The sequence below is a fragment of the Pseudomonas sp. NFACC16-2 genome (assembly GCF_900119205.1).
Taxonomy (GTDB): Bacteria; Pseudomonadota; Gammaproteobacteria; order Pseudomonadales; family Pseudomonadaceae; genus Aquipseudomonas; species Aquipseudomonas fluorescens_Q.
On record NZ_FPIX01000025.1, the window covers coordinates 49,475 to 76,408 of the forward strand.

27 protein-coding genes are annotated in these 26,934 nt (G+C 61.6%); 13 read left to right on the forward strand and 14 right to left on the reverse strand.

Annotation, left to right across the window (positions count from 1 at the left end):
- Positions 1-41: 41 nt before the first annotated feature.
- Both BT116_RS19565 and BT116_RS19570 read left to right on the forward strand, forming a co-directional pair.
- The gene (locus BT116_RS19565; RefSeq protein ID WP_014339772.1) at positions 42-719 is read left to right on the forward strand and encodes a response regulator; all 678 of its coding nucleotides are present in this window, start codon (positions 42-44) and stop codon (positions 717-719) included.
- Positions 716-2,062: an ATP-binding protein gene (locus BT116_RS19570; protein WP_072346464.1), complete on the forward strand. Its 1,347-nt coding sequence runs from the start codon at positions 716-718 to the stop codon at positions 2,060-2,062. The genes BT116_RS19565 and BT116_RS19570 overlap by 4 nt, the downstream gene beginning before the upstream one ends.
- 51 nt (positions 2,063-2,113) lie before the next feature.
- Here BT116_RS19570 and BT116_RS19575 read toward each other — a convergent pair whose 3' ends face one another.
- On the reverse strand, positions 2,114-3,112 hold the full coding sequence (locus BT116_RS19575) for an AraC family transcriptional regulator (protein ID WP_072346466.1): 999 nt from the start codon (positions 3,110-3,112) through the stop codon (positions 2,114-2,116).
- A 333-nt stretch (positions 3,113-3,445) separates the two neighbouring features.
- On the opposite strand from BT116_RS19575, the gene BT116_RS19580 reads away from it, so the two are divergent.
- Both BT116_RS19580 and BT116_RS19585 read left to right on the forward strand, forming a co-directional pair.
- Positions 3,446-4,798, forward strand: coding sequence for a dicarboxylate/amino acid:cation symporter (locus BT116_RS19580; protein ID WP_072346468.1), 1,353 nt, complete (start codon positions 3,446-3,448; stop codon positions 4,796-4,798).
- 312 nt (positions 4,799-5,110) lie between these two features.
- Positions 5,111-6,292: a CaiB/BaiF CoA transferase family protein gene (locus BT116_RS19585; protein ID WP_072346470.1), complete on the forward strand. Its 1,182-nt coding sequence runs from the start codon at positions 5,111-5,113 to the stop codon at positions 6,290-6,292.
- A gap of 49 nt (positions 6,293-6,341) precedes the next feature.
- On the opposite strand, the gene BT116_RS19590 is transcribed toward BT116_RS19585, so the two are convergent.
- Positions 6,342-6,836, reverse strand: a complete 495-nt coding sequence (locus BT116_RS19590) for a SprT family zinc-dependent metalloprotease (protein WP_003204703.1) — start codon at positions 6,834-6,836, stop codon at positions 6,342-6,344.
- Positions 6,837-7,008: 172 nt separating this feature from the next.
- Positions 7,009-7,611: a Yip1 family protein gene (locus BT116_RS19595; protein WP_058542562.1), complete on the reverse strand. Its 603-nt coding sequence runs from the start codon at positions 7,609-7,611 to the stop codon at positions 7,009-7,011.
- A gap of 392 nt (positions 7,612-8,003) precedes the next feature.
- On the opposite strand from BT116_RS19595, the gene ttcA reads away from it, so the two are divergent.
- Together ttcA and BT116_RS19605 are read left to right on the forward strand one after the other, a co-directional pair.
- Positions 8,004-8,828: a tRNA 2-thiocytidine(32) synthetase TtcA gene (gene ttcA / locus BT116_RS19600; protein WP_063324743.1), complete on the forward strand. Its 825-nt coding sequence runs from the start codon at positions 8,004-8,006 to the stop codon at positions 8,826-8,828.
- Positions 8,829-8,894: 66 nt separating this feature from the next.
- The gene (locus BT116_RS19605; RefSeq protein ID WP_072346472.1) at positions 8,895-9,569 is read left to right on the forward strand and encodes a DNA-3-methyladenine glycosylase I; all 675 of its coding nucleotides are present in this window, start codon (positions 8,895-8,897) and stop codon (positions 9,567-9,569) included.
- An 87-nt stretch (positions 9,570-9,656) separates the two neighbouring features.
- On the opposite strand, the gene BT116_RS19610 is transcribed toward BT116_RS19605, so the two are convergent.
- From BT116_RS19610 to arsC, 3 genes are read right to left on the reverse strand one after another with little or no spacing between them, the layout of a single operon-like run.
- On the reverse strand, positions 9,657-10,082 hold the full coding sequence (locus tag BT116_RS19610) for a DUF2069 domain-containing protein (RefSeq protein ID WP_072346474.1): 426 nt from the start codon (positions 10,080-10,082) through the stop codon (positions 9,657-9,659).
- Positions 10,075-10,680 carry an NAD(P)H:quinone oxidoreductase gene (wrbA, locus tag BT116_RS19615; RefSeq protein WP_072346476.1) on the reverse strand — a complete coding sequence of 202 codons (606 nt, stop codon included), beginning with the start codon at positions 10,678-10,680 and terminating at the stop codon, positions 10,075-10,077. Before wrbA ends, BT116_RS19610 begins: the two co-directional genes overlap by 8 nt.
- Positions 10,677-11,030 carry an arsenate reductase (glutaredoxin) gene (gene arsC / locus BT116_RS19620; RefSeq protein WP_072346478.1) on the reverse strand — a complete coding sequence of 118 codons (354 nt, stop codon included), beginning with the start codon at positions 11,028-11,030 and terminating at the stop codon, positions 10,677-10,679. The genes wrbA and arsC overlap by 4 nt, the downstream gene beginning before the upstream one ends.
- Positions 11,031-11,144: 114 nt before the next feature.
- Between arsC and BT116_RS19625 the strand changes: the two genes are divergently transcribed.
- A complete protein-coding gene (locus tag BT116_RS19625) occupies positions 11,145-11,612 on the forward strand; it encodes a TlpA disulfide reductase family protein (RefSeq protein ID WP_063324746.1) in 468 nt (155 codons plus the stop codon).
- Positions 11,613-11,802: 190 nt separating this feature from the next.
- On the opposite strand, the gene BT116_RS19630 is transcribed toward BT116_RS19625, so the two are convergent.
- The 4 genes from BT116_RS19630 to BT116_RS19645 all read right to left on the reverse strand — a co-directional run bounded on the left by BT116_RS19630 (position 11,803) and on the right by BT116_RS19645 (position 16,661).
- Positions 11,803-12,207 (reverse strand): META domain-containing protein, encoded by a 405-nt coding sequence (locus BT116_RS19630; RefSeq protein WP_072346480.1) that lies wholly within the window; start codon positions 12,205-12,207, stop codon positions 11,803-11,805.
- Positions 12,207-12,641, reverse strand: coding sequence for a hypothetical protein (locus BT116_RS19635; protein ID WP_072346482.1), 435 nt, complete (start codon positions 12,639-12,641; stop codon positions 12,207-12,209). The genes BT116_RS19630 and BT116_RS19635 overlap by 1 nt, the downstream gene beginning before the upstream one ends.
- Positions 12,642-12,854: 213 nt before the next feature.
- The gene (locus BT116_RS19640; RefSeq protein ID WP_063324748.1) at positions 12,855-13,844 is read right to left on the reverse strand and encodes a 2-hydroxyacid dehydrogenase; all 990 of its coding nucleotides are present in this window, start codon (positions 13,842-13,844) and stop codon (positions 12,855-12,857) included.
- Positions 13,845-13,910: 66 nt separating this feature from the next.
- A complete protein-coding gene (locus tag BT116_RS19645; RefSeq protein WP_063325240.1) occupies positions 13,911-16,661 on the reverse strand; it encodes a response regulator in 2,751 nt (916 codons plus the stop codon).
- Between the two features lie 287 nt (positions 16,662-16,948).
- Between BT116_RS19645 and BT116_RS19650 the strand changes: the two genes are divergently transcribed.
- The 6 genes from BT116_RS19650 (at position 16,949) to BT116_RS19675 (ending at position 23,785) form a co-directional block, all read left to right on the forward strand.
- Positions 16,949-17,341, forward strand: coding sequence for a hypothetical protein (locus BT116_RS19650; protein WP_072346484.1), 393 nt, complete (start codon positions 16,949-16,951; stop codon positions 17,339-17,341).
- Between the two features lie 294 nt (positions 17,342-17,635).
- Positions 17,636-18,538 (forward strand): cysteine synthase CysM, encoded by a 903-nt coding sequence (gene cysM / locus BT116_RS19655; protein WP_063324750.1) that lies wholly within the window; start codon positions 17,636-17,638, stop codon positions 18,536-18,538.
- Positions 18,538-19,908 carry a 23S rRNA (uracil(1939)-C(5))-methyltransferase RlmD gene (rlmD, locus tag BT116_RS19660; protein ID WP_072346486.1) on the forward strand — a complete coding sequence of 457 codons (1,371 nt, stop codon included), beginning with the start codon at positions 18,538-18,540 and terminating at the stop codon, positions 19,906-19,908. Before cysM ends, rlmD begins: the two co-directional genes overlap by 1 nt.
- A gap of 101 nt (positions 19,909-20,009) precedes the next feature.
- Positions 20,010-22,256: a GTP diphosphokinase gene (gene relA, locus BT116_RS19665; protein WP_072346488.1), complete on the forward strand. Its 2,247-nt coding sequence runs from the start codon at positions 20,010-20,012 to the stop codon at positions 22,254-22,256.
- A 129-nt stretch (positions 22,257-22,385) separates the two neighbouring features.
- Positions 22,386-23,219 carry a nucleoside triphosphate pyrophosphohydrolase gene (gene mazG, locus BT116_RS19670; RefSeq protein WP_072346490.1) on the forward strand — a complete coding sequence of 278 codons (834 nt, stop codon included), beginning with the start codon at positions 22,386-22,388 and terminating at the stop codon, positions 23,217-23,219.
- 26 nt (positions 23,220-23,245) lie between these two features.
- The gene (locus tag BT116_RS19675) at positions 23,246-23,785 is read left to right on the forward strand and encodes a DUF2058 domain-containing protein (RefSeq protein ID WP_072346492.1); all 540 of its coding nucleotides are present in this window, start codon (positions 23,246-23,248) and stop codon (positions 23,783-23,785) included.
- Positions 23,786-23,915: 130 nt separating this feature from the next.
- Here the strand turns inward: BT116_RS19675 and BT116_RS19680 are convergent, their stop codons facing one another.
- The 4 genes from BT116_RS19680 to purM all read right to left on the reverse strand — a co-directional run bounded on the left by BT116_RS19680 (position 23,916) and on the right by purM (position 26,921).
- Complete coding sequence (locus BT116_RS19680) at positions 23,916-24,110, reverse strand: hypothetical protein (protein WP_025215049.1); 195 nt, start codon at positions 24,108-24,110, stop codon at positions 23,916-23,918.
- A 380-nt stretch (positions 24,111-24,490) separates the two neighbouring features.
- On the reverse strand, positions 24,491-25,204 hold the full coding sequence (locus tag BT116_RS19685) for a DUF3108 domain-containing protein (RefSeq protein ID WP_014339751.1): 714 nt from the start codon (positions 25,202-25,204) through the stop codon (positions 24,491-24,493).
- Between the two features lie 8 nt (positions 25,205-25,212).
- Complete coding sequence (gene purN, locus BT116_RS19690) at positions 25,213-25,863, reverse strand: phosphoribosylglycinamide formyltransferase (protein ID WP_072346494.1); 651 nt, start codon at positions 25,861-25,863, stop codon at positions 25,213-25,215.
- The gene (gene purM, locus BT116_RS19695; RefSeq protein WP_003204658.1) at positions 25,863-26,921 is read right to left on the reverse strand and encodes a phosphoribosylformylglycinamidine cyclo-ligase; all 1,059 of its coding nucleotides are present in this window, start codon (positions 26,919-26,921) and stop codon (positions 25,863-25,865) included. Before purM ends, purN begins: the two co-directional genes overlap by 1 nt.
- Positions 26,922-26,934: the final 13 nt, after the last annotated feature.

The following is a 26,934-nucleotide window of genomic DNA, read 5'->3' on the forward strand; positions in this document are numbered from 1 at the left end:
GCGCCGCACTGGATTGTTTGATTTGCCTGGGGAGAGGCTCCATGAAATTACTGGTCGTCGAAGACGAAGCGCTGTTGCGTCACCACCTGCAGACCCGTCTCACCGACAGCGGCCATGTGGTGCAGGCCGTGGCCAATGCCGAAGAGGCCTTGTACCAGGTCCGGGAATTCAACCATGACCTGGCGGTGATCGACCTGGGCTTGCCGGGCATCAGCGGGCTGGAACTGATCCGTCGGCTGCGCTCGCAGGACAAGACGTTTCCGATCCTGATCCTCACCGCCCGCGGCAACTGGCAGGACAAGGTCGAAGGCCTGGCCGCCGGCGCCGACGACTACGTGGTCAAGCCGTTTCAGTTCGAAGAGCTGGAGGCCCGGCTGAACGCCCTGTTGCGCCGCTCCAGTGGTTTTACCCAATCGACCATCGTCGCCGGTCCGTTGCTGCTCGACCTCAACCGCAAGCAGGCATCCCTCGATGAGGAGCCGCTGGCGTTGACTGCCTACGAGTACCGCATCCTCGAATACCTCATGCGCCATCACCAGCAAGTGGTGGCCAAGGACCGCTTGATGGAGCAGCTTTACCCCGATGACGACGAGCGTGATCCCAATGTCATCGAAGTGCTGGTCGGGCGCCTGCGCCGTAAGCTGGAAGCGCCGGCTGGCTTCAAGCCGATCGATACCGTGCGCGGCCTGGGCTACCTGTTCAACGAGCGCTGCCAGTGATTCGTTCGCTTCGCCTGCGGTTGATGCTGGCCGCCATGACCCTGGCGGTGCTGTTCATGCTGGCCTTGTTGCCGGCCATGCAAGGCGCGTTCAGCCTGGCGCTGCAGGAATCCATCGAGCAACGCCTGGCTTCGGACGTGACCACGCTGATTTCCGCCGCCCGAGTGGAAAACAACCGCTTGAGGATGCCGGCGCAGTTGCCCGATGAGCGCTTCAACCTCGCCGATGCTCGCCTGCTGGGCTACATCTATGATCGCGAGGGGCGGTTGGTCTGGCGCTCGAAGGCCACCCAGGAAGAAAACATCAATTACACGCCACGCTATGACGGCCAGGGCAACCAGTTCGCGCGCATTCGCGAGAACGACGGCCAGGAGTTTTTTGTCTATGACGTCGAGATCAAGCTGCTCGGCGGCCAGAACGCGGCGTTCAGCATCGTCACCCTGCAGCCGGTGCGTGATTACGAAGTGACCCTGCAAGGGCTGCGGGATAATCTGTACCTGGGCTTTGGCGCGGCCCTGCTGGTGTTGCTGGCGCTGTTGTGGATCGGCCTGACTTGGGGCCTCCGGGCGCTGCGGCGCCTGAGCCAGGAGCTGGACGAAATCGAAAGCGGGGCCCGGGAAAGCCTCAGTACTGAACATCCCCGGGAACTGTTGCGCCTGACCGGTTCCCTCAACCGCCTGCTGTACAGCGAGCGGGAGCAACGCAGCCGTTATCGCGATTCCCTCGATGACCTGGCCCACAGCTTGAAGACCCCGTTGGCGGTGTTGCAGGGCGTCAGCGAAGACATGGCCCGACGCCCGGAGGACCGTGGACAGGCTTGGGTGCTGCAATCCCAGATCGAGCGCATGAGCCAGCAGATCGGCTACCAGTTGCAGCGCGCCAGCCTGCGCAAAAGCGGACTGGTGCGCCATCAGGTGCGCTTGCGCCCGGTGCTGCAAAGCCTGTGTGACACCCTGGACAAGGTCTATCGCGACAAACGAGTCAATGTCAGTTTCGATCTGCCGGAGCACTGCCAGGTGCCGATCGAACAGGGCGCCTTGCTGGAGATGCTCGGCAACCTGCTGGAAAACGCCTATCGGCTGTGCCTGGGCGAGGTGCGCGTCAGCGTGCACCAGACCCTCGGCGGTATGGAGTTGAGTGTCGAGGACGACGGGCCGGGCGTGCCACCGGATCAACGTGCGCGGATTCTCCAGCGGGGCGAGCGACTGGATCGCCAGCATCCGGGGCAGGGGATCGGACTGGCGGTGGTGAAAGACATCATCGAGAGCTACGGCGCCAAGTTGACCCTGGGGGATTCAGAGTTGGGCGGGGCGGCGTTCAGGATTCATTTTTCGGTGGCTTGACTGGAATATTTTCGGTGGGGCGGGCTCCCCACAGGATTTGGATGTCACCACTCAGTTCTCCTGCTCCCGATAAGCCCCCGGCGTCAGCCCTGTCCACTTCTTGAACGCCCGGTGAAACGCCGATGGCTCTGAGAACCCCAACTGCTCGGCAATCTGCTGCAACGACAAGTCCGCCCGCCCCAAGTGATAGATGGCGATATCCCGCCGCAGCTGATCCTTGAGTTCCTGAAAGCTGGTGCCTTCCTCACGCAAATGCCGGCGCAAGGTCTGCGGGCTGATGTGCAGATGGCCGGCGACGGTGTCCAGGTCGGGCCAGCGGGCGGTGTCGCGGCTGAGCAGGCGGCGCAGTTGGCTGCTCAGGCTGTGCCCATCATCCGGGCGCGACAGCAGGTCGGCGGGGGAGCGTTCGAGGAAATGCTTGAGGGTGCGTTCGTCCTGCAGCAGTGGCATGTCCAGGTAACGGCTGTGGAACAACAGGCTGCTGCGGCGCGCTTCGAACACCAGCGGGCAGGGGAAAAGTAAGTCGTATTCGGCACCGTGGGCGGGTTTGGTGTAGCCGAAAGTCGCCTGTTCCAGGCCGATACGCTGGCCGATCAGCCAACTGGCCAGGCGATGCCAGACTACCAGCAAGCTTTCAGTCAGGAAATGATCCGGGTCCCACAGCGTCGAATCGTCCAGCACCAGCCGCACTCGCTCACCTTCGGCTTCCAGGGTCAGGCTCGGCGCGTCGGGGAACAGGCTGTAGAACAGCAAGCCGCGTTGAAGGGCCTTGCCCAGGGTCCGACAGTGGATCAACGCGTGACACATCATGGCAAACGTCCCGGGTTTACTCGCAGCCCTACCGAATCCCAGGTACTCGTCCCCCAGTGCCAGCCACAGCGCCTGCAACAGGCGCGCGAACTGCTCAGGCGCAATCCGCGCGCGCGGCTCGTCCAACAGTTCTGGGCTGATGCCCAGCTGTTGCAGCACAGGAACATAGTCGAAGCCTTGCCGGCGCGCGCCGCCCAAGGCTGCGCGGGCGAAGTGGCTGGCGATCGTGCGTTGGCGCATGGCTGGAATCCGTCCGTTAAGCGGGCGATGGTAGCAGGGCACTGCGGCCCGACAAGGCGGATATCCGCCAAATCCCGGAGTGATAAACGTCCCGTGGGCGGAAATCCGCCACATTCAACGCCCGTGTTTAACTCGTGAATAATTCCAGAACCCTTCTGCTACAGCGCTTGTAGGGGTTTTCTGAAAAATGGCACGAGCCTTGCGATACAGCACACAGGTCTGCCGTGTGCAGCCGACAAAAAACAAATCCCTCCAGTGCAGGAGGGTTCGCAATTGAGGTGCCGTGGACGACAGGTGGAAGTCGTCAAACGGGACTCTTGAGGAAGGTTTGCCATGACGACTCGTCAGCCACTGTACAAATCCCTGTATTTCCAGGTGATCGTAGCCATTGCCATCGGCATTTTGCTCGGCCACTTCTACCCGCAGACTGGTGTTGCCCTCAAGCCGTTCGGTGACGGGTTCATCAAACTGATCAAAATGGTCATCGCCCCGATCATCTTCTGCACTGTCGTCAGCGGTATCGCGGGCATGCAGAACATGAAGTCGGTCGGCAAGACCGGCGGTTACGCGCTGCTGTACTTCGAAATCGTCTCCACCATCGCCCTGCTGATCGGCCTGGTCGTGGTCAACGTCGTGCAGCCGGGCAACGGCATGCACATCGACGTGTCGACCCTGGACACCAGCAAGATCGCCGGTTTCATCTCGGCCGGTAAAGACCAGAGCATCATTGCCTTCATCCTCAACGTGATCCCGAACACCATCGTCGGCGCGTTCGCCAACGGCGACATCCTGCAAGTGCTGATGTTCTCGGTGCTCTTCGGCTTCGCCCTGCATCGCCTGGGTGCCTACGGCAAGCCGGTGCTGGACTTCATCGATCGCTTCGCCCACGTCATGTTCATCATCATCAACATGATCATGAAGCTGGCTCCACTGGGTGCATTCGGTGCCATGGCCTTCACCATCGGTGCCTACGGTGTCGGTTCGCTGGTGCAACTGGGCCAGTTGATGATCTGCTTCTACATCACCTGTGTGGTGTTCGTGCTGGTGGTGCTGGGCGCCATCTGCCGCGCCCACGGCTTCAGCGTGATCAAGCTGATCCGCTACATCCGTGAAGAACTGCTGATCGTGCTGGGTACTTCCTCCTCGGAATCGGCCCTGCCACGCATGCTGATCAAGATGGAGCGCCTGGGCGCCAAGAAATCTGTCGTAGGCCTGGTGATCCCGACGGGCTACTCGTTCAACCTCGACGGTACTTCGATCTACCTGACCATGGCGGCGGTGTTCATCGCCCAGGCCACCGATACCCCGATGGACCTGACTCACCAGATCACCCTGCTGCTGGTGCTGTTGCTGTCGTCCAAAGGCGCGGCCGGCGTGACCGGTAGCGGCTTCATCGTACTGGCGGCCACCCTGTCGGCCGTAGGTCACCTGCCGGTGGCCGGCCTGGCGCTGATCCTGGGCATCGACCGCTTCATGTCCGAAGCCCGCGCCCTGACCAACTTGGTGGGCAACGCCGTCGCCACCATCGTGGTGGCCAAGTGGGTCAAGGAACTGGACGAAGATCAGTTGCACACCGAGCTGGCTTCCGGTGGTCGTGGTATCGCCGATGTCCGTGAAGATGACGAGCAGATCGCGGCGGCGCAGATTGCAGCGGCTGAGTCCTCTGCTCCAGTCACTGTGAAGTAATCTTCAGGCTGTAATGAAAAACCCGCTTCGGCGGGTTTTTTATTGAGCTGAATTATTCAGGAAAGAATCTGTTTTTGTGGCGAGGGGATTTATCCCCGATAGGCTGCGCAGCAGCCTCCAGGATTATCTGCCTGTGGGTTTTTCGGGCGGGACGAAGAGGGTTGCCGCGCAGCCCCACAGGGATAAATCCCCTCGCCACAAAGGGATCAGTGCCAGCCGTGAGCGCAATGGTCATCCCCAGTGACACCTGCGGTAATTGCCCTACCACCAACCCCTGCCTAGTCTTGAGTCCATCACCCACCGGAGATCGCTATGCAAGGCCCATTGGCATCGCTCAAGGTTCTGGACTTCTCGACCCTGCTGCCTGGCCCGTTCGCCTCGCTGTTGCTGGCGGACATGGGGGCCGAGGTGTTGCGAATCGAGTCGCCGACCCGCCAGGACCTGCTGCGGGTGCTGCCGCCCCACGATCAGGGCACCTCGGCCAGCCACGCCTACCTCAACCGCAACAAGCGCAGCCTGGCCCTGGACCTCAAACAACCGGAAGCGTTGGCGGTGGTCACGCAATTGCTGGAGGACTACGACATCCTGCTGGAACAGTTCCGCCCCGGCGTGATGGAGCGACTGGGCCTGGGATACGACGCCTTGAAAGCCATCAATCCGCGGCTGATCTACGTGTCGATCACCGGCTACGGCCAGACCGGCCCTTATAAGGATCGCGCTGGTCACGACATCAATTACCTGGCCCTGGCGGGGCTCGCCAGCCACACCGGCCGCGCCGACAGCGGTCCGTTGCCGCTGGGGATCCAGGCGGCGGACATCGCCGGAGGTTCGTTGCATGGGGTGATCGGGCTGTTGGCGGCGGTCATCGCCCGCCAGCAAACCGGTCAGGGGCAGCATCTTGACGTGAGCATGACTGACTGTGTGTTCAGCCTCAACGCCATGGCCGGTGCCGGTTACCTGGCCTGCGGTGTCGAGCCGGGGCGGGAAAAACAGATGCTCAACGGCGGCAGCTTCTATGACTATTACCGCACCCGCGATGGTCGCTGGATGTCGGTGGGTAGCCTGGAACCGGTGTTCATGCAGGCGTTGTGCGAGGCCTTGGGACGGCCGGAACTGGCGGCCCTGGGGTTGTCGCCCAAGCCTGAACAGCAACACGCTCTTAAGCAGGCGCTGCAAGCCGAGTTTGAAAAACACGATTTTGCCGAACTGTGCAGCCTGTTTGCAGGAATCGATGCCTGCGTCGAGCCGGTCCTGAGCCTGGAGGAAGCTGTTCGGCATCCGCAGTTACAGGCTCGGGAGCTGGTGATGCAGGTGCCCCGGGGCGATGGTTCGAGCCAGGCGCAGATGGCGTGTCCGTTGAGATTTTCCGAAGGGTTGCCCGAGCCTCGGCATATTGGCGCGAGGCTGGGGGCGCATACGGATCAGGTGTTGGGGGAGTTGGGGTTTAGTGCGCAGCGGATCGCTCAATTGCGAGATGCCAAGGTGATTTTGTAGTGCCCTTTAGGGCCTCTTCGCGAGCAAGCCCAGACACCACGAAGCTTGACTACTCGACCCGGGTTTCTCCACTGAACACCAAGGTATTGCGACAGCTACGGCACAAATACCGCCGCCCCTGGCGCACCAGGCTGTGGCGCTGGGCCGAGAACGGGAAGTCGCTGCCGTCGCAGGGGCATTTGTAGATGTAGCGGGTCACGCTGCGGCGTTTGATTTCGTAGGTGTGGCAGCGGTTGGGCGGCAGTTCGTACACCCCACGCATGATCAGTTGCCATTCTTCGCCATGGGGCTGGATGCGTTCGCCAAACAGTTGATGGGCGATCAGGTGCGCGACTTCATGGGCGACGGTCTGCTTGAGGAAGTCTTCGGCGTTTTCCCGGTACAACTGTGGATTGAAGCGCAGCAGATTCTCATGCAGGTGCGCAACGCCGGCCTTCTGGCCACGCAATTTGAAGCTGACCACCGGGCGTTTGAAAGGACGTTTGAAAAAGGATTCGGCTTGTTGGTAACACTCTTCGACGCGGGTATTGAGTTGCTCGAGCATGCTTTACGGGTCTCCAGAAGCCCGAGTATGCCGCAAGCGTCGACCGTTGCGAATCGTCCAGGCGCCCAGCGGTCGTTTCGAGCGGCTCAAACACAGGAAGGCCGCCTTGCGGCGGCCTGTGTCGGCAGATCCTGTTTTTATTGGAGGGTACTATCGGGACCGTTTCAATCCTTCAATTGGTATAGACCGGGCCGACGCCGAGCCCCCAGACAATCACCGTGAACGCCATGATGGCTACCAGCACCACCAGGCCTACGGCAAGCACCGAACTGGAAAACAGAAAACCTTCGTCCTGGGGAATGTTCATGAACGTCGGCAAGCCCACATACAGCAGGTAGACCGTGTAGCAGATCGCCGCCGTGCCGACGATCATCCCCAGCCACATGTGCGGGTAGAGCGCCGCCAGGCCGCCGATGAACAACGGTGTCGCGGTGTAGGTGGCGAACGCGACGCAACGGGCCAGGCTCGGGTTGGCGTCATAGGTTCGGGCCATCCAGTGGATGAAGGCGCCCATCACTGCAACACCGCCCAACATGGCCAGGTACGACATGACGGTCATCCACAGCGCACTTTCCTGGGTAAGCATGACCGGTGCACGATTGCCGATGACCCATCCCACCTGCGTGGTGCCGATGAATGCCGATACCGCGGGAATGGCCGCCAGGATCAGCGTGTGGGTGAGGTACATGTGGCTGATGCTTTCCTCCTGATCGCCACGGATTTCTTTCCATTCTTGATCAGGGTGGGTAAAGAGCCCCACGACGTGATGGATCATAGTCAGTCACTCCTTTGTTATTGCCATCGCCCCCCAACGGAGCGCCTACGGGCCAAATGGCCGGGTAAGTAAAGGTCTGTAAGTGTGTGCGACCTTATGTCGCAGTATAGAAAGGAGTCACCCCAAGGGGGATGGGGGGCTTAGAGCAAATCGCGCTGTAGAAGGGAACGTTAATCGCCGATAAGTCTGTGGCGAGGGGATTTATCCCCGTTGGGGCGCGAAGCGCCCCCAATCCATTGGTTCCCAGTAGGTCAGCCCTGATGAAGGGGCTGCTGCGCAGCCCAACGGGGATAAATCCCCTCGCCACAATAGGGTTCGTCATGAGCCTTCGCCGAAAGTGGGTTTTTTGCGTAAAATGCCGCCCTTTCGTCACACCTCACGGATTTCGCGTCATGGGCACTCTTACGGTCAACCAGAACAAACTGCAAAAGCGCCTGCGCCGCCTGGCCGGTGAGGCGGTCGCCGATTTCAACATGATCGAGGACGGCGACAAGGTCATGGTCTGCCTGTCTGGCGGCAAGGACAGCTATACCTTGCTCGATGTGCTGATGCATCTGCAGAAGGTTGCGCCGATCAAGTTCGACATCGTCGCGGTAAACATGGACCAGAAGCAGCCCGGGTTCCCCGAGCATGTGCTGCCGGCCTACCTTGAGTCGCTGGGTGTGGAATATCACATCGTCGAGAAAGACACCTATTCGGTGGTCAAGGAACTGATTCCCGAAGGCAAGACCACCTGTTCGCTGTGCTCACGCCTGCGGCGCGGAACGCTCTACACCTTCGCCGACGAGATCGGCGCAACCAAGATGGCCCTGGGGCACCACCGCGACGACATCGTCGAGACCTTTTTCCTGAACATGTTCTACAACGGCTCGCTCAAGGCCATGCCGCCCAAGCTGCGGGCCGATGACGGGCGCAACGTGGTGATCCGGCCATTGGCCTATTGCAGCGAGAAAGACATCCAGGCCTATTCGGATTTCAAGCAATTCCCGATCATCCCCTGCAACCTGTGCGGCTCCCAGGAAAACCTGCAACGCCAGGTGGTCAAGGAGATGCTCCAGGAATGGGAACGCAAGACTCCGGGCCGTACCGAGAGCATTTTCCGTGGCCTGCAGAACGTCATCCCGTCGCAACTGGCGGACCGCAACCTGTTCGACTTCACCAACCTGCGTATCGATGAAAACGCCACGCCGCGGTTCGTCAATGTGGTGAACCTCTGACGAGGGCAGGGTTTTTATTCACGGCGCTCGCGGGCGCCGTTTTCAGTTCCAACCCCAGGAGAGGGCATGCGCGACTACAAGTGGCTGCACGAGTACTGTCTGAATCGCTTCGGTTCGGCGGCTGAACTGGAAGCCCATCTGCCGGTTCCCAATACCCCGGCGCAATTGCGCAAGATCAGCGACGACCGCTACCTCTCGACCATGGCGCTGCGAGTCTTCCGCGCCGGGCTCAAGCACAGCCTGGTGGATGCCAAGTGGCCAGCGTTCGAGGAAGTATTCTTCAAGTTCGACCCGGAAAAAGTCGTGCTGATGGGCGCAGAACATCTGGAGCGACTGATGCAGGACACGCGGATTATCCGCCACCTGGGCAAGCTCAAGAGCGTGCCACGCAATGCGCAAATGATCTTGGATGTGGCCCATGAAAAGGGCAGCTTCGGCGCGCTGGTCGCCGACTGGCCGGTGACTGACATCGTCGGGCTGTGGACCTACCTGAAGAAACACGGCCATCAGTTGGGCGGCCATTCAGCGCCGCGCTACCTGCGGATGATGGGCAAGGACACCTTCACGTCCAGTTATGACGTCGTGGCGGCGCTCAATGCCCAGAAGATCATCGACAAAGTCCCCACCAGCCAGCGGGACCTGGCGACGGTGCAGAATGCCTTCAACCAGTGGCATGAAGAGAGCGGGGGAAGGCCCATGAGCCAGATATCGATGATGCTGGCGTATACCGTGAATCATTGAGACCGTATTGCGGCCATCGCGAGCAAGCTCGCCCACAGGGACTCGATGGCACCCTGTGGGAGCGAGCTTGCTCGCGATAGCGGTTTATCAGGCGACGGAGACATCTCCCTCGCCAGCCAACCGTCGGTTCAACTGGAACCGCCAGCGCACATACAACAACGCCGAGCAGAACACCGCCACGCTCGCCGCCATTTCCAGCACGCCGAACAGTTGCCGGTTCGGGTCATAGGCTGCCAGTGCGCCCTTGATGAAATACAGGTTCACCACGAAGCACATCCACGAGTGTCCGCGGGCGCTGCCAGTGAGCATGCCGGGGGCGAGTATCAGCAGCGGTACCAGTTCGATCAGCAGAATCACCCAGGGCCGCGCGCCGTGCAGGTCGGCGATCAGCAGGTAGTAGGCGCTGAGCAGCCCCACCAGGACGAAAAAGCACAGCAGGCTGAGAACGCGAGCCAGGCGTACGCGCGGTTCCAGCCATTGGATCGAAGGCAGGATCTTCGGCTTCTTAGCCACGGCCGTTCTCCAGCAACAGGGCGGTTTTCGCCAGGCGCAAACCCAAGGCGCGGCACAGGGCAATCTCATGTTCGTTCAAGCCGCTTTTACCGTCGGCTCCGGCGTGATGGCTCGGGCCGTAGGGCGTGCCACCGCCCTGGGTGTCGATCAGGGCCGATTCGCTGTAGGGCAGGCCGGTGATCAGCATGCCGTGGTGCAGCAGCGGCAGCATCATCGACAGCAGGGTGGTTTCCTGGCCACCGTGCAGGCTCGCGGTGGAGGTGAACACCCCGGCCGGTTTGCCCACCAGCGCGCCGGTCAGCCACAGGTTGCTGGTGCCGTCGAGAAAGTACTTGAGCGGCGCGGCCATGTTGCCGAAACGGGTCGGGCTGCCCAAGGCCAGGCCAGCGCAGTTCTTCAGGTCATCGAGGCTGGCGTAGAGCGGGCCTTGTTCTGGAATGTCTGGCGAAACCGCTTCGCACTCGGCGGAAATGGCCGGCACCGTACGCAGCCTGGCTTCCAGCCCGGCTTGCTCGACACCACGGGCGATTTGCCGGGCCATTTCGTTGGTGGCGCCACTGCGGCTGTAATACAACACCAGGATGTACGGCGTGGTCACGGCAGGATCTCCAGGATCTTCTCCGGCGGACGGCCGATCACGGCCTTTTCCCCGGCTTCCAGAATCGGCCGTTCCATGAGTTTCGGGTGCGCGGCGATGGCTGCGATCAACTGGGCCTGGCTCAGGCTTTCGTCGGCCAGGTTCAAGTCTTTGTATTCGTCCTCGCCGGTGCGCAGCAATTGCCGGGCGGTGGTGCCGAGCTTGCCCAGCAGGCGTTCAAGCTGGGTGGCGTCGAGTGGGGTTTCCAGGTAGCGGACCACGGTGGGCGTCAGGCCACGGGCCTCCAACAGTTCCAGCGCACCGCGGGATTTCGAGCAGCGCGGGTTGTGATAAAGCGTCAGATCGGTCATGAGTGGGTCGCATCTTGCGTAAGGTGGCGGCTATTCTACTGTGCCGCGAAGCCCCTAGCACCTGAGAGAGGCGACGGGTCGCAGCAGCGTTCACATTCAGACAAGGATTGGCACATGGCAAGGCGATTGACGGCGGCACTGACATTTATCGGCATTTTGTTGCTCGCCGGCTGCGGGAACGACTACGGCGTGGACCAGAACGGCCAGGCCATCGCCTCGCAGCGGCTGGACAAACAATGGGTGGTGCTCAACTACTGGGCCGAATGGTGTGCGCCGTGCCGTACCGAAATCCCGGAATTCAATGCCTTGGCCGAACAGCTCAAGGGGCGCAACGTCGGTGTATTCGGGGTCAACTTCGACCAGGTGCAGGGCGAAGAACTCAAGAGCGCCAGCGACAAGATGGGGATTCGCTTCACGGTGCTGGCCCGGGATCCAGCCGAGATCTTCGACCTTCCTCGCAGCGAAGGGCTACCGGTGACGTACATCATCGATAACAAGGGCAAGGTGCGCGAGCAGTTGCTGGGGGAGCAGACGGCGGCGGGGGTGATGGCCAAGCTTGAAGCGTTGCAGGCGTTCAAATAACCCTTGTTTTGACCGGTGGGATCCCTTGTGGCGAGGGGATTCATCCCCGTTGGGCTGCGAAGCGGCCCCAGATCTATTTGCTGCTGCAGTTTGTCAGACGGGACGCAGGGGGCTGCTGCGCAGCCCAGCGGGGATGAATCCCCTCGCCACAGGGGATCCATGCCAGATTCAGGATCTTTCCCTGGAGGCCTCAGCCCTCTTCCAACCACCACCGCAGCGGCTTGCCCTGGGCCGGCCAGAAGCGTATTTGCTCGATGGGCGAGATGTCCCAGCGTTCGACCTTCTCCAGCGCCTGCAAGAAGCGCTTCTCCTGCTCCATCAGTGCCGGGGCGCAGAGTTTGCGCGTGCTGCCGATCTTGCCGAAGCTCAGACGATGGCCTTCCAGGGTATAGGGCGCGAACCAGTGGTTGCAGCCGCCATTGCCATAGGCGCGACCGTCATCCCCAAGGGTGATGGTTAGGTGGCTGTAGTCCATCAATGGCCGTTCGCCGATCCACTCCAGGATGTAGCTGCGGTTATGTTGCAGCTGTACAGGTTCAGCGGCACAGCCCATCAGGCTCATGCCGATCAACGCGGACAGGGCCAAACGTTTCATCAGGCGGCTTCCTGGCATTTCGGGCACAGGTGTTTTTCACCCACGGTGATCCAGCCCAGTTCGGCGATCCGTGCAGTGGCGGCCGGTTTTTCGGCCTTGACGCCGAGCTTGGCATCGACGGCGAATTCGAAGCTCAGTTCCTTGGCGCAGCCGTCGCAGTTGACCTGCCAGGTGTGGATCGCCAGTTCACCGAACACCGGGCCGGTGGTCATGGCGGTCCATTGGCCCATGGGCTTGAGCAGGTGCCGCACGGTGTCCACGGTCAGGCGCATGGACAAGTCCTTGCTGCCCTTGAGCGTGACGAGCAACACATCGTTGGCCTGGATCGAACCGCCATTGCCGGTGACCTGGTAGCGGCCCGGCGCCAGTGCGCGGACTTCGGTCAAGGTGTGCTGCGGGTTCATCAGGGTGTAGCGGAAATCGTGTTCGGCCATGGGTCCTCCAAATAGGCGCGACATGCTAGCACGGGGCATGGCTTTGGATGCTCCATAAGGGATCTGACCGACGAAACTCCATCCCTGTGGGAGCGAGCTCGCGATGGCGTCAGCCCAGACAACCCACATTGGGTTTGTGTGAAGCCGAAATTGGAGCTCGACCAAAGTCCCTGTGGGAGCGAGCTCCTACAGGGGGGGACTGGCTAGAGCGGATCAGCCATCCACCAGGTTTTGCGGCGTGCCGGCTGCCCAGGCGGCGATGTTGTCCAGGGTGGTCATGGCAATCGCCGCCAAGGCTTCATGGGTCAGGAATGCCTGGTGGGCGGTGACGATCACGTTGGGGAAGGTCAACAGCCGGGCCAGCACGTCGTCCTGCAAGGGCAGGTCGGAGCGGTCCTTGAAAAACAGCTGGGCTTCTTCCTCGTAGACATCCAGGCCCAGATAGCCCAACTGGCCGCTTTTCAACGCCTCGATCAAGGCCGGTGTGTCCACCAGGCCGCCGCGCCCGGTATTGATCAGCATGGCGCCGCGTTGCATCGCAGCAAGCGATTGGGCATTGATCAGGTGTCGGCTTTGTTCATTGAGCGGGCAATGCAGGCTGATGATCTGCGCCTGCGCGAGCAGCTCGGCCAAGGGCAGGTAGCGGGCGCCCAAGGCTTCGACCTGCGGGTTGGGGTAGGGGTCGTAGGCCAGCAACTGGCAGCCGAAGCCTGCCATGATCCGTGCGAACGTCGCGCCGATCTGCCCGGTGCCGATCACGCCCACGGTCTTGCCCACCAGATCGAACCCGGTCAGCCCATGAAGGCTGAAATTGCCGTCCCGGGTGCGGTTGTAAGCGCGGTGCAGGCAGCGATTGAGGGCCATGATCAATGCCACGGCATGTTCGGCCACGGCGTGGGGCGAGTAGGCCGGCACCCGGACGATGCTCAAGCCCAGGCGCTGGGCGGCGAGCAGGTCGACATGGTTGTAGCCGGCCGAGCGCAGGGCAATCAGCCGCGTGCCGCCTTCGGCCAGTTGCTCCAGCACCGGGGCGCTGAGGTCATCGTTGATGAAGGCACACACCACTTCATGCCGTTCGGCCAGGGCCACGGTGTCGAGGTTCAGGCGGGCGGGCTGGAATTGCAATTGAAGGCCCGCGGGCGTCGGGGCCTTGGTGAAACTGTCGCGGTCGTAGGTCTGGCTGCTGAAAAAAATCACGCGCATGGCGGCCTCCTGGCATTGGAATAGACCCAGCTTAACCGCCATCGCTCCGGTCGCCATTGCCCTGGATCAGGCGCTGATACGCGCCTCGCTGGCCAGGCGGTTGATGGCCCGCTCCAATTCTTCCAGGGCGTCGGCGGCCTTGGGATCCTGTTGCTTGAGCAGGGTTTCGCTGCGCTGGCAGGCCGCCCGCAATTGCGGTACGCCGCAGTAGCGGGTGGCGCCGTGCAGGCGGTGGACGCGTTCGATCAGTGCGTTGTGATCGTTGGCCTCGATGGCCTGGCGGATCGCTTCGCGGTCGGCTTCCAGGGAGGCCAGCAGCATCGCCAGCATGTCCGCCGCCAGGTCAGCCTTGCCGGCGGCCAGGCGAAGGCCTTCTTCGTGATCGAGCACCAACAGTTCGCTGCCGCCCGGGGCATCGCCGCTGCGCTCCGGTGACTGGTTGCGCAGGGCCAGGCCAGTCCATTTGAGCACCACCTGGGCCAGTTGCCGCTCGCTGATGGGTTTGGTCAGGTAATCATCCATGCCACTTTGCAGCAGGGCGCGCTTTTCGTTGGCCATGGCGTGGGCGGTGAGGGCGACGATCGGCAGCGGCGTACAGTGCCGCTCGCTTTCCCACTGGCGGACCGCCTCGGTGCTCTGGCGACCGTCCATGCCGGGCATCTGCACGTCCATCAAGACCAGATCGAAGGTTTCCTTCTGCACGGCCTTGACCGCCGCATAACCGCTTTCCACGGCCAGCACCTTGGCGCCCATGTCTTCGAGCAGGGTCTGCACCAGCAGCAGGTTGGCCGGGTTGTCGTCCACGCACAGCACTTTCGGGGCGCGGCTGGAAACCGGTTCGTGGGGGTCGCTGCGGGTCGGGCGCGGGTTGACCAGGTCGGAAAGCGCGCGGCGCAACTTGCGGGTGCAGGCCGGCTTGGCCTGGAGCTGGCTGTGAGGGTTGGGCACCGAGAGGTGGTACAGGGTCTGTTCGGTGGTGGGGCACAGCACGAGTACTTTGCAGCCCAGGTGCTCAAGGTCCCAGATGTGTTGGTTGAGGCGCTCCGGTGGCATGTCGTTGCTGGTGATGCCCAGCACGGCCAGGTCGATCGCCTGATCGGTCTGGTGGGCGATGGTGATGCCGTTGGTCAAGCTTTCCAGGGTGTTGAACGGCGTCACTTGCAGGCCACAGTCTTCGAGCTGGTGCTGCAAGGCCTGGCGGGCCAGTTCGTGATTCTCCAGCACCGCTACACGCCGGCCCAGCAGCGGTGGGCCGGGCAGGTCCTCGGCATCGTCACGGGTCTTGGGCAGGCGCAGGCTGATCCAGAACTCCGAGCCTTCGCCCGGTGTGCTGTCGACGCCGATTTCCCCGCCCATCTGTTCCACCAGGCGCTTGGAAATCACCAGGCCCAAGCCGGTGCCCCCCGGTTGCCGCGACAGCGAGTTGTCAGCCTGGCTGAACGCCTGGAACAGCGCCCGCACATCCTGGTTGGACAGGCCGATGCCGGTGTCCTGGATGCTGATGCGCAACTGCACGCTGTCTTCGTGCTCGTCTTCGAGCATGGCCCGGGCGACGATGGTGCCCTCGCGGGTGAACTTGATGGCGTTGCTCACCAGGTTGGTGAGGATCTGCTTGAGGCGCAGTGGATCGCCCACCAGCGACAGTGGCGTGTCCCGGTAGACCAGGCTCACCAGTTCCAACTGCTTGGCATGGGCGGCGGGGGCGAGGATGGTCAGGGTGTCCTGCAGCAGGTCGCGCAAGTTGAACGGAATGCTGTCGAGCACCAGCTTGCCGGCCTCGATCTTCGAAAAGTCGAGGATCTCGTTGATGATCCCCAGCAGGCTGTCGGCGGATTTTTCAATGGTGCCCAGGTAGTCGAGCTGGCGCGGGGTCAGTTCGCTTTTCTGCAACAGGTGGGTAAAGCCGAGGATACCGTTGAGCGGCGTGCGGATTTCATGGCTCATGTTCGCCAGGAACTCGGATTTGATCCGGCTCGCTTCCAGGGCTTCCTTGCGGGCCAGGTCCAGCTCGATGTTCTGGATCTCGATGGTTTCCAGGTTCTGGCGCACGTCCTCGGTGGCCTGGTCGATGCTGTGCTGCAATTCTTCCTGGGCGTTCTGCAAGGTACTGGCCATGCGGTTGATGCCCGAGGCCAGTTCGTCCAGCTCCTGGCTGCCCAGCGGCGGCAGGCGGGTTTCCAGGTGACCGTCCTTGAGTTGTGCCACGGCCTGCTTGATCTGGCTCAGTGGGCGGTTGATCGTGCGGCCCATGCGCAGGGCCAGCAAGCCGGTCAGGCACAGGCCTGCGGCGATCAGCAGCAGGCTGGCGAACAGGCTGCGATAGCCGCGCAGCAACATACCGCTGTGGGACAACTCCAACTCGACCCAGCCCAACAGGCGGTCGGCTTCTTCGGGAATCAGTTCGCCCGCCAGGTTGCGGTGCTTGCCGAATACCGGCAGCAAGTAGCGCGTGGCGTCGTTGCCAGTGCGTTGCAGTAGCTGCGTGCTGTTGCCCTCCGGCGCCCGGTTGAGCATGGTCGGGCCGGCGTGGGCCAGTGGTACGCGGTCGGGGGCGAGGAAGGTGACGGCGCGCACGTCCGCCTGTTCGAGGGACTGGGTGGCGATGCGCTCCAGTAGATCGATGTCCTGGCGGCTCATGGCTGGGGCGACCAGCGGAGCAAGTTGTTCGGCAATCATTTCACCGCGTTGCAACAACTGGGCATGCAGCTCCGATTGCTGCATCCAGGTGAAATAGCCGCCCAGGACCAGCGCCATCAGGCTGGTCGGCAACAGGGTCAGCAACAGCACACGGCCTTTGATTCCCAGTTTCTTGAGCACACTTGTCTCCTGCATCCAGCGGGTTTGATTGAACTTGCACGCATCCGGCATGCAATACCTGCGCAGTGTAGCGATTTGCGGGCGGGCAATCTTCGTAAAAATCATGCCTGCCCGCGCATCCGTACTGCCAGTCCTGTAATGACCTGGCAAGCAACCTCCGGGCCTGTGTCCGCTCAGACTCGCCCATCGGACCTTCGGTCGGGCCTGTCAACGTTGACAGGTGTTGTTTTTGTTCTTCTGTTTAAGCTCGGTCTCGTTGAACTGCATAGAAACAACGGGAGAACAACATGAATACCAAGCATGCAGAAGAAAGATTGAAAGCTGTAAAGATTGCACCCCGACTTGATGCGAAAGGCTCAATAACTATCTCGCTTAATGGACAGGTTACGAAAACCGAGGATGTTCATATCCTGGATCAACCCGGTCACTCCATTGTGGGGCTCATAGGGGAGGGTATTGTCATCGTGCAGTTCAGCTCACTGACAGCACCTGGTACCTATGAGATCAAGGAACATGGTATCTGGATATATATGTCGTTCTACGGTTTCCAGGGGGAGGCGGCAACCGGAGCCTTGACCCTTGACACCATCGAGACGAAAAGCAAGTACAGAGGTCATTTTGATGTGAAGACCTCGGATCACCAAAAAGTCGATGGGATATTTGACGTCCAGAGGGTATAGGTTTGGATGTTGAGGGTAGGGGGGCGCCTCCATGTGTAAGGTCCCCCCATCAGACTTCGTTCACTGTTCATGTTCGCGACGTTAGCGATGAGTTTCAGCCGATGTGCAGCCTCCTCGCCCCTGCCACTCAGAAAATAGCTTGAGGCCGCTACGCCGGCAGGCGGAAGCAAGCTCACTCGTCACATCTTGGCTCGCTTATTCCCATAAGCCATAACCCCCTTACTTTGCGTGATATGGCCGCGCCAGGTTTGCCGGTATGATAGGCGCCCCCGCAGTCCGGATTGCGAATACGCCATGACTCTGCAGTACCCAACCATCGCCGATTGCGTCGGCAACACTCCGCTGGTCCGTTTGCAACGCTTGCCCGGCGTGACCACTAATACGCTTTTGCTCAAGCTCGAAGGGAATAACCCGGCGGGTTCGGTCAAGGACCGGCCGGCGCTGTCGATGATCACCCGTGGCGAATTGCGCGGGCAGATCCGGCCTGGCGATACGCTGATCGAGGCGACCTCCGGCAACACCGGTATTGCCCTGGCGATGGCGGCGGCGATCAAGGGCTACAAGATGATCCTGATCATGCCCGACAACTCCAGCGCCGAGCGCAAGGCAGCGATGACAGCCTACGGTGCCGAGTTGATCCTGGTGACTCAGGAGCAGGGCATGGAAGGCGCCCGGGACCTGGCCGAGCGCATGCAGGCCGAGGGTCGTGGCAAAGTGCTGGACCAGTTCGCCAACGGCGACAATCCAGAGGCCCACTACACCTCCACCGGCCCTGAGATCTGGCGCCAGACAGACGGCACCATCACCCATTTCGTCAGCTCGATGGGCACCACCGGCACCATCATGGGCACCTCGCGCTACCTGAAAGAACAGAACCCGAACGTGCAGATCATTGGCCTGCAACCGATGGAAGGCTCGGCCATCCCCGGCATTCGTCGCTGGCCCGAGGAATATCTGCCGAAGATCTACCAGGCCGACCGCGTTGATCGCATCATCGACATGGCCCAGAGCGAAGCCGAGGACACCACCCGTCGCCTGGCGCGCGAGGAGGGCATCTTCTGCGGCGTGTCTTCGGGCGGTGCCGTGGCGGGGATGCTGCGCCTGTCCAAGGAAGTTGAAAACGCGGTGATCGTCGCGATCATCTGTGACCGTGGCGACCGTTACCTGTCGACCGGCATTTTCGACGCGCCCAACTGATGGCCAAGCAAGAGAGAGGCCTGCGCTTCCAGCCCAGCGGCGGAAGCCGGGCCCCGCAAGTGCCCACCGGCAAGAAGCAGCGCTTGACCATCGAGCGCCTGGCCAACGACGGTCGGGGCATCGCCTTTATTGAAGGGCGCACCTGGTTTGTCATAGGCGCCCTGGCCGGCGAAGAAGTCGAGGCGCGGGTGCTCGGTGCCCATGGCAAAGTGGTCGAGGCCCGTACCGAGCGCGTGTTCCTGCCCAGTGAACTGCGACGTGCGGCGCCGTGCGTCCATGCTGGTCGCTGCGGCGGTTGCAGCGTCCAACATTTGCCCCATGACGAACAACTCGCCCTGAAACAGCGCATGCTCGCCGAGCAGTTGTCGCGGGTGGCCGGGGTGGTGCCAGAGGAATGGGCCGCGCCCTTGAGCGGGCCGGAATTCGGTTACCGGCGTCGCGCCCGCGTGGCGGTGCGTTGGGACCAGAAGGCGAAAAAACTCGAAGTCGGTTTCCGCGCCGTCGGCAGCCAGGACATCGTCGCCATCGGTGATTGCCCGGTGCTGGTACAGCCCTTGCAGCCGATCATGAGCCGCCTGCCGGAGATGCTGCGTCGCTTGAGCAAACCCCAGGCGTTGGGGCATGTGGAATTGTTCGCCGGTTCGTCCCTCGCGGTATTGCTGCGCCACATGGCGCCGCTGTCGGAGGCCGACCTGACGATCCTCAAGGACTTCTGCGCGTTCCATGAAGCCCAGTTGTGGCTGCACGGTGAAGGTGAGCCGCAACCGGTCGAGCCCGGGCAAGCTCTAGGGTTTCGCCTGGATGCCTGGGACCTTGAGCTGGCTTACCGACCGGGGGATTTCATCCAGGTGAACGCCGGGGTCAACGAGGCGATGATCGCCCAGGCCCTGCAATGGCTGGCACCGCGAGCCGAGGAACGGGTGCTGGATCTGTTCTGCGGCCTGGGTAACTTTGCCTTGCCGCTGGCCAAAAGCGTGCGCCAGGTGGTGGCTGTCGAAGGCGTGCAGACCATGGTGGATCGTGCGGCGGCCAATGCCGTCAGTAACAATTTGAATAACACGGCCTTTTTTCAGGCCGATTTATCCCAGCCTCTGGCTGATGCCCAATGGATCGGCGAAGGCTTTTCTGCGGTACTCTTGGACCCACCCCGTGACGGTGCTTTCGAGGTGGTGCGCAAACTGTCGTCCCTGGGTGCCAAACGGTTGGTCTATGTATCGTGCAACCCGGCAACTTTGGCCCGGGATACGGTCGAACTGATCAAGCAGGGCTACCGGTTAAAACGTGCCGGGATTCTCGATATGTTTCCTCAAACGGCGCATGTCGAGGCCATGGCGTTATTTGAAGCGAGCCAGGATGGCTTGTCCGACTGACCCGTTCGTGCCAACCCGCCACAGCCCTGGGCGGAAACACGGGCAGCGAAGGTCAGCGAAGTTGACGCATTGAATCTGCGTCGTAGGGAAGGTAAGTAAAGATGGTACAGGTGAGAGCACACCAGCCGATCAACACCGACGGCAGTATCAATCTCGAGGCTTGGCTCGATCATGCGGTCAGCGTCGACATGGCTCTGGATCGCGAAGCCTTGAAGGCCGCCTGCGAGTTCGCTCGTGAGGCGGAGCAGCAACATAACGCAGCGAAGAACCTGTGGTCCGAAGGCACCTCGAGTTTCCAGACGGGCCTGGAGATCGCCGAAATTCTCGCTGATCTCAAGCTCGACCAGGACTCCCTGGTGGCGGCGGTGTTGTACCGCGGCGTGCGCGAAGGGCAGATCCAGCTACCGGTGGTCAGCCAGCGCTTCGGCACCGTGGTCGCCAAGCTGATCGACGGCGTGCTGCGCATGGCCGCTATCAGCGCCAGCCTCAGCCCGCGCCAGTCCATGGTGCTGGGCACCCAGGGCCAGGTGGAAAACCTGCGCAAGATGCTGGTGGCGATGGTTGACGACGTGCGCGTCGCGCTGATCAAGCTGGCCGAACGTACCTGCGCCATCCGCGCCGTGAAGTCCGCCGATGACGAAAAACGCAATCGCGTCGCCCGGGAGGTGTTCGACATCTATGCCCCCCTGGCCCATCGTCTCGGTATCGGTCACATCAAGTGGGAGCTGGAGGACCTGTCCTTCCGCTACCTGGAGCCGGATCAATACAAACAGATCGCCAAGCTGTTGCATGAGCGGCGCCTGGATCGCGAGCGTTTTATCACCGATGTGATGACCCAGTTGCGCGAAGAGTTGCAGGCCACCGGCGTCGAAGCGGACATCAGTGGTCGGGCCAAGCACATCTATTCGATCTGGCGAAAAATGCAGCGCAAGGGCCTGGAATTCAGCCAGATCTACGACGTTCGCGCCGTTCGCGTCCTGGTCCCGGAAATGCGCGACTGCTACACCGCGCTGGGGATCGTCCACACCTTGTGGCGGCACATTCCGAAGGAGTTCGACGACTACATCGCCAACCCCAAGGAAAACGGCTATCGCTCGTTGCACACCGCAGTGATCGGCCCCGAGGGCAAGGTACTGGAAGTGCAGATTCGCACCCATGCGATGCACGAGGAGGCCGAGCTGGGCGTCTGCGCCCACTGGAAATACAAGGGCACTGACGTCAAGTCCGGGTCTAATCACTACGAAGAGAAAATCTCCTGGCTGCGTCAGGTGCTCGAGTGGCATGAGGAACTGGGTGACATCGGCGGCCTGGCCGAACAGCTGCGGGTCGATATCGAGCCGGACCGGGTCTATATCTTCACCCCCGACGGCCACGCCATCGACCTGCCCAAGGGCGCGACGCCGCTGGACTTCGCCTACCGGGTCCACACCGAGATCGGCCACAACTGCCGTGGCGCCAAGATCAACGGGCGGATCGTGCCGCTCAACTACAGCCTGCAGACCGGTGAACAGGTCGAGATCATCACCAGCAAGCACGGTACGCCGAGCCGCGACTGGTTGAACCCGAACCTGGGCTACATCACCACGTCGCGGGCGCGGGCGAAAATCGTCCACTGGTTCAAGTTGCAGGCCCGCGACCAGAACGTCGCCGCTGGCAAGACCTTGATCGAGCGCGAGCTTAGTCGCCTGGGCCTGCCGCAGGTGGACTTCGACAAGCTGGCCGAACGGGCCAACATGAAGACCGCCGAGGACATGTTCGCCGCCCTCGGCGCCGGCGATCTGCGCTTGGCGCAACTGGTCAACCTGGCCCAGCAACTGGTGGAGCCGGAACGCGGCAACGAACAGCTGGAACTGATCCCGCGCAAGGCCACTGGCTACAAGCCCGGCAAGCGCGGCGATATCCAGATCCAGGGCGTGGGCAACCTGATGACCCAGATGGCCGGCTGCTGCCAGCCGTTGCCGGGGGATGCGATCGTCGGCTACATCACCCAGGGCCGTGGCGTGAGCATTCACCGCCAGGACTGCGCCTCGGTGCTGCAACTGGCCGGACGCGAACCGGAGCGGATCATCCAGGTCAGTTGGGGGCCGGTGCCGGTGCTCACCTACCCGGTGGACATCGTCATCCGCGCCTACGACCGCTCCGGCCTGCTGCGCGACGTGTCCCAGGTGTTGCTGAACGAGCGGATCAACGTGCTGGCGGTCAACACCCGTTCGAACAAGGAAGACAACACCGCGCTGATGTCGCTGACCATCGAAATCCCGGGGCTGGATGCGCTGGGGCGGTTGCTGGGGCGGATTTCCCAGTTGCCGAACATCATCGAGACTCGGCGTAACCGGACGCCGGGTTAAGCGCAGTCCAAACATGTGGGAGCAAGCTTGCTCGCGATAGCGGTCTATCAGTGACAGAAATGTTGATTGATGTCCCGCAATCGCGAGCAAGCTCGCTCCCACAGGGTTATTTTGTGATGAGATGGATTGATGTATAGCCTCGAAGACCTGCTCCACCTGATGAACCGCCTGCGGGACCCGCAGTACGGCTGCCCGTGGGACATCCAGCAAACCTACGCGACCATCGTCCCCCATACCCTGGAAGAAGCCTACGAAGTGGCCGATGCAATCGAGCGCGGCGACTTCGATCATTTGCAGGGCGAGCTGGGCGATCTGTTGTTCCAAGTGGTGTATTACAGCCAACTGGCTCGGGAAGAGAACCGCTTCGAATTTGCCGGCGTGGTCGACAGCATCACCCGCAAGCTGATCCGCCGCCATCCCCATGTGTTTCCTACCGGGGACCTTTACGCGCCAGTGGACATCCCGCGCCTGAGTGAAGAGCAGGTCAAGCAGCGCTGGGAAGAGATCAAGGCAGAGGAGAGGGCCGAGAAAGCAGCGGCGCCCGAACAGTTGTCGTTGCTCGACGATGTGCCGGGGGCGCTGCCGGCGTTGTCCCGTTCGGCGAAGTTGCAAAAGCGCGCGGCGCAGGTCGGTTTCGACTGGCCAGGCCCGTTGCCGGTGCTCGACAAAGTCCGGGAGGAGCTGGACGAAGTGCTTGAAGCCATGGCCGACAACGATCCGGTGGCTATCAGCGACGAGATCGGCGACCTGCTGTTCAGCGTGGTGAACCTGGCTCGCCACCTCAAGGTCGACCCGGAAATCGCCCTGCGTGGCGCCAATGGAAAGTTCGAGCGGCGGTTCCGATTTATCGAACAGGCATTGCGCGACACCCACCGTCCCATGGAAGATTGCACCCTCGAAGAGTTGGACGCCTTATGGGGCGAAGCCAAACGTCAGGAAAAGAATTTGCCCAGCTGTGGCTGAGGCCGTTGCCTAAGTGAGTAAGCACCATGAGCCTTTCCCTTCGCGACCAGTTGCTCAAAGCAGGGCTGGTCAACCAAAAGCAGGCCAAGCAGGTCGGCAAAGAGAAACAGAAGCAGCAACGCCTGGCCCACAAAGGCCAGATCGAACTGGATGATTCCCAGCAGCGTGCCGCCCAGGAGGCCATGGCCGAGAAGGTCAAGCGCGACCAGGAACTCAACCGGCAGCAGCAGGAAAAGGCCGAGCAGAAGGCCCGGGCCGCGCAGATCAAGCAATTGATCGAAGTCTCGCGCCTGCCGAAGCTGACCACCGAGGATTACTACAACTTCGTCGACGACAAGAAGGTCAAGCGCATCTCGGTCAACACCCTGATGCGCAACAAGCTGAGCAGTGGCTCGCTGGCGATCGTCCACCATGCCGGCAGCTACGAAGTGATCCCGCGCGAGGCGGCCCTGAAGATCCAGGAACGCGATCCCAAGCGCATCGTCCAGCTCAACACCCAGACCGAAGAAGTGGATGCCGATGATCCGTACGCGGCGTATCAGATTCCGGATGATTTGATGTGGTAAAGCCGGCAACCTGAAAAAACGACCCGTGGCGAGGGCGCTTGCTCCCGCTTGAGTGCGAAGCGCTCACAAGAAAGGGCTGCTACGCAGCCCAGCGGGAGCAAGCTCCCTCGCCACAGGGTCCCCGTGTCGTTCAGGATTCCGCCATTTCTCGCGAGCGCAGCCGTTCCTCGCGCTCCAGCTCAGCCTTGTAGCTATGGGCGTCCGTCTCCGAATGGAACATCCCCACCAGCAAATCCTGTTGATGCACATCCCAGATCCGGATACCGGCGGCAATGCCTTCGTGGGACATGTGGGCGTCGTCGCGTTCAGTTACTTTCACAGTCATCTTGCAAGCTCCAATCTCTGTTATCTGCAGCAAGGCGTGTGCAGGACTTTGTTATAGATTTGGATAGCGTGCTAAGTAAATGCCCCGGTTCGTTAAGAAGTTTTCACGGAAAGCGCAATAATCCTGCAGGCCAGGTGGTGCGCGGCATTCGGTCGCAGGTGTTTTTCATGAAGAAGATTTCATGTTGCAGTGGTAATCCTCCATGAACACAAACCTTGTGGGAGCGAGCTTGCTCGCGATGGCGGTTTATCCGCGATAAAAATGCTGACTGACACACCGCTATCGCGAGCAAGCTCGCTCCCACAGAGGGTATGTGGTGGGCTTGAAATCCGGGTATTAAAAAGCCCCGCATTTGCGGGGCTTCTCGGTGTTCGCCTCGATCAGCTGCCTTTCACAGCCTTGCCGTTGACCGTACCGTCCAGGAGCATGATGTTGTACTCCTTGCCGTCGGTCTCGACCTGTTGCAGGCGCACCAGCAGGTAGTCCCAGTCCTTGGCGAACCAGAGCACGGTGATGCGCTTGCTTTGCGTCGGGTCGCGCACGCGCTCGACCTTGATCGCGTCGATCTGGCCGGCCTTGGTGTCGACTTTTTCCGAGCCCAGCACGCGGAAGTCATAAGTATCGACCTCGCCATCATCGACGACCTGATAGCTCATGCTTTTCTTGCCGGCCGCCACGTCGTGCTGCAGGGCCAGTTGATAGGTGGATTTATCGACCATGCCACGGTTGAGCGGTAGCTTGACCGCGTCGCCGCGATCGGTGCCGGTGACCATCTTGGTGTTCCAATCGAAGTCCAGGTCGGCCTTCTTGGCTTTGCCCAGGCCACCGCGTTCGAAGTGGTAGGACTGTGGCAGCAGCGTGTCCTTGTCCAGGGTCAGGGTGCTTTCTTCGGTCAGGCTGGCGATCATCATCGAAGCCTTGAAGCTCAGCTTCCAGGTGCCGTTGGCTTCCTTGGTCAGGCTGCGCTCGGCGGTGCCGCTCATGGGCAATTGTTTCCAATCGGCGGTATAGCTGGCGGAGAACGGTTGTAGTTCCGCAGCCTGTGCCAGGGGCAGGGCAAGCAGAGCGCAAGCGAAGAGCAGGGCGCGACGCATAAAATCTCCTAGTATCGAATCAAATGGCCGCTGGCGGCGAGCAACTGGCCGTCCAGTGAGGCTCCGCGATCGTCGAGGGTCAGCCTTCCTTCGGCAAACCAACGCACGGCCATCGGGTAGATCTGGTGCTCGCGGGCGTGAACCCGTTGCGCCAGGCTGTGCGGCGTGTCGTGCAACTCTACCGGTATTACTGCCTGTACGACCAGTGGTCCGCCATCGAGTTCCTCGGTGACAAAGTGCACCGAGCAGCCATGCTCCGTGTCTCCGGCCTCCAGCGCCCGCTGGTGAGTGTGTAACCCTTTGTATTTGGGTAGCAGCGAAGGATGGATATTGAATAGGCGGCCCTGGTAGTGACGCACGAAGCCGGCGCTGAGGATGCGCATGAAGCCAGCGAGGACCACCAGTTGCGGATTGAAGGTGTCGATCTGTTCGATCAACGCGGCGTCGAAGGCTTCGCGGCCCTCGAACGCCTTGTGATCCAGGATGCGGGTGTCGATCCCCGCGTCCTTGGCGCGTTGCAGGCCATAGGCATCGGCGCGGTTGGAGATTACCGCGCGGATACGGACCGGGCTGTCGCCGGTCCGGGTGCTGTCGATCAGGGCCTGCAAATTACTGCCGGTGCCGGACAGCAGCACCACCACGTCACAGGTTGCGGACATCAATGCGCCTTAAGGTTTTTCAGCTCGACCTGTGCAGCGCCTTCGGCCGCGGTAGCGATCTGGCCGATGACCCAAGGCTGCTCGCCAGCTTCACGCAATACGTTCAGGGCTGTCTCGACGTGCTCCTGGGCCACGCAGATGACCATGCCCACGCCGCAGTTCAGCACGCGGTGCATTTCGGTTTCATCGACATTGCCTTTCTCTTGCAGCCAGTCGAACACCGCCGGGCGGGTCCAGCTCGCCACGTCGACCACGGCCTGGGCGCCTTTTGGCAACACGCGCGGGATGTTGTCCAGCAAGCCACCACCGGTGATGTGGGCCATGGCCTTGACGGCGCCGGTGTCCTTGATCAACTTGAGCAGTGGCTTGACGTAGATGCGAGTCGGGGCCATCAGCAGGTCGGCCAGTGGCTTGCCGTCGAGCTGGGTGTTTTCGATGTCGGCACCGGAGACTTCGATGATCTTGCGGATCAGCGAGTAGCCGTTGGAGTGCGGGCCGGAGGACGGCAGGGCGAGCAGGGCATCGCCAGCGGCGACTTTCGAGCCGTCGATGATCTCGGCTTTCTCTACCACGCCGACGCAGAAGCCGGCCAGGTCGTAGTCTTCGCCTTCGTACATGCCAGGCATTTCAGCGGTTTCGCCACCGACCAGGGAGCAGCCGGACAGTTCACAGCCGGCACCGATGCCGGTCACCACCTGAGCGGCGGTATCGACGTTCAGTTTGCCGGTGGCGTAGTAGTCGAGGAAGAACAGCGGCTCGGCGCCGCAGACCACCAGGTCGTTCACGCACATGGCCACCAGGTCGATGCCGATGCTGTCGTGCTTGTTCAGGTTCAGGGCCAGGCGCAGCTTGGTGCCGACACCGTCGGTGCCCGAGACCAGGACCGGTTGCTTGTAGCCGGCCGGGATCTCGCAGAGGGCGCCGAAACCGCCCAGGCCGCCCATGACTTCCGGACGCGCAGTGCGCTTGGCGACGCTCTTGATGCGTTCGACCAATGCTTCACCGGCGTCGATGTCTACACCGGCGTCCTTGTAGCTCAGGGAGGGTTGCTTGCTCATGATCCAGGCCTTT

Excerpts from the sequence above, each read along its gene's own strand:
- BT116_RS19565 (WP_014339772.1), top strand. The coding sequence starts at position 42 with ATGAAATTACTGGTCGTCGAAGACGAAGCGCTGTTGCGTCACCACCTG.
- BT116_RS19575 (WP_072346466.1), bottom strand. The coding sequence starts at position 3,112 with ATGCGCCAACGCACGATCGCCAGCCACTTCGCCCGCGCAGCCTTGGGC.
- BT116_RS19580 (WP_072346468.1), top strand. The coding sequence starts at position 3,446 with ATGACGACTCGTCAGCCACTGTACAAATCCCTGTATTTCCAGGTGATC.
- BT116_RS19585 (WP_072346470.1), top strand. The coding sequence starts at position 5,111 with ATGCAAGGCCCATTGGCATCGCTCAAGGTTCTGGACTTCTCGACCCTG.
- BT116_RS19590 (WP_003204703.1), bottom strand. The coding sequence starts at position 6,836 with ATGCTCGAGCAACTCAATACCCGCGTCGAAGAGTGTTACCAACAAGCC.
- BT116_RS19595 (WP_058542562.1), bottom strand. The coding sequence starts at position 7,611 with ATGATCCATCACGTCGTGGGGCTCTTTACCCACCCTGATCAAGAATGG.
- ttcA (WP_063324743.1), top strand. The coding sequence starts at position 8,004 with ATGGGCACTCTTACGGTCAACCAGAACAAACTGCAAAAGCGCCTGCGC.
- BT116_RS19605 (WP_072346472.1), top strand. The coding sequence starts at position 8,895 with ATGCGCGACTACAAGTGGCTGCACGAGTACTGTCTGAATCGCTTCGGT.
- arsC (WP_072346478.1), bottom strand. The coding sequence starts at position 11,030 with ATGACCGATCTGACGCTTTATCACAACCCGCGCTGCTCGAAATCCCGC.
- BT116_RS19625 (WP_063324746.1), top strand. The coding sequence starts at position 11,145 with ATGGCAAGGCGATTGACGGCGGCACTGACATTTATCGGCATTTTGTTG.
- BT116_RS19630 (WP_072346480.1), bottom strand. The coding sequence starts at position 12,207 with ATGAAACGTTTGGCCCTGTCCGCGTTGATCGGCATGAGCCTGATGGGC.
- BT116_RS19635 (WP_072346482.1), bottom strand. The coding sequence starts at position 12,641 with ATGGCCGAACACGATTTCCGCTACACCCTGATGAACCCGCAGCACACC.
- BT116_RS19640 (WP_063324748.1), bottom strand. The coding sequence starts at position 13,844 with ATGCGCGTGATTTTTTTCAGCAGCCAGACCTACGACCGCGACAGTTTC.
- BT116_RS19650 (WP_072346484.1), top strand. The coding sequence starts at position 16,949 with ATGAATACCAAGCATGCAGAAGAAAGATTGAAAGCTGTAAAGATTGCA.
- cysM (WP_063324750.1), top strand. The coding sequence starts at position 17,636 with ATGACTCTGCAGTACCCAACCATCGCCGATTGCGTCGGCAACACTCCG.
- rlmD (WP_072346486.1), top strand. The coding sequence starts at position 18,538 with ATGGCCAAGCAAGAGAGAGGCCTGCGCTTCCAGCCCAGCGGCGGAAGC.
- relA (WP_072346488.1), top strand. The coding sequence starts at position 20,010 with ATGGTACAGGTGAGAGCACACCAGCCGATCAACACCGACGGCAGTATC.
- mazG (WP_072346490.1), top strand. The coding sequence starts at position 22,386 with ATGTATAGCCTCGAAGACCTGCTCCACCTGATGAACCGCCTGCGGGAC.
- BT116_RS19675 (WP_072346492.1), top strand. The coding sequence starts at position 23,246 with ATGAGCCTTTCCCTTCGCGACCAGTTGCTCAAAGCAGGGCTGGTCAAC.
- BT116_RS19680 (WP_025215049.1), bottom strand. The coding sequence starts at position 24,110 with ATGACTGTGAAAGTAACTGAACGCGACGACGCCCACATGTCCCACGAA.
- BT116_RS19685 (WP_014339751.1), bottom strand. The coding sequence starts at position 25,204 with ATGCGTCGCGCCCTGCTCTTCGCTTGCGCTCTGCTTGCCCTGCCCCTG.
- purN (WP_072346494.1), bottom strand. The coding sequence starts at position 25,863 with ATGTCCGCAACCTGTGACGTGGTGGTGCTGCTGTCCGGCACCGGCAGT.
- purM (WP_003204658.1), bottom strand. The coding sequence starts at position 26,921 with ATGAGCAAGCAACCCTCCCTGAGCTACAAGGACGCCGGTGTAGACATC.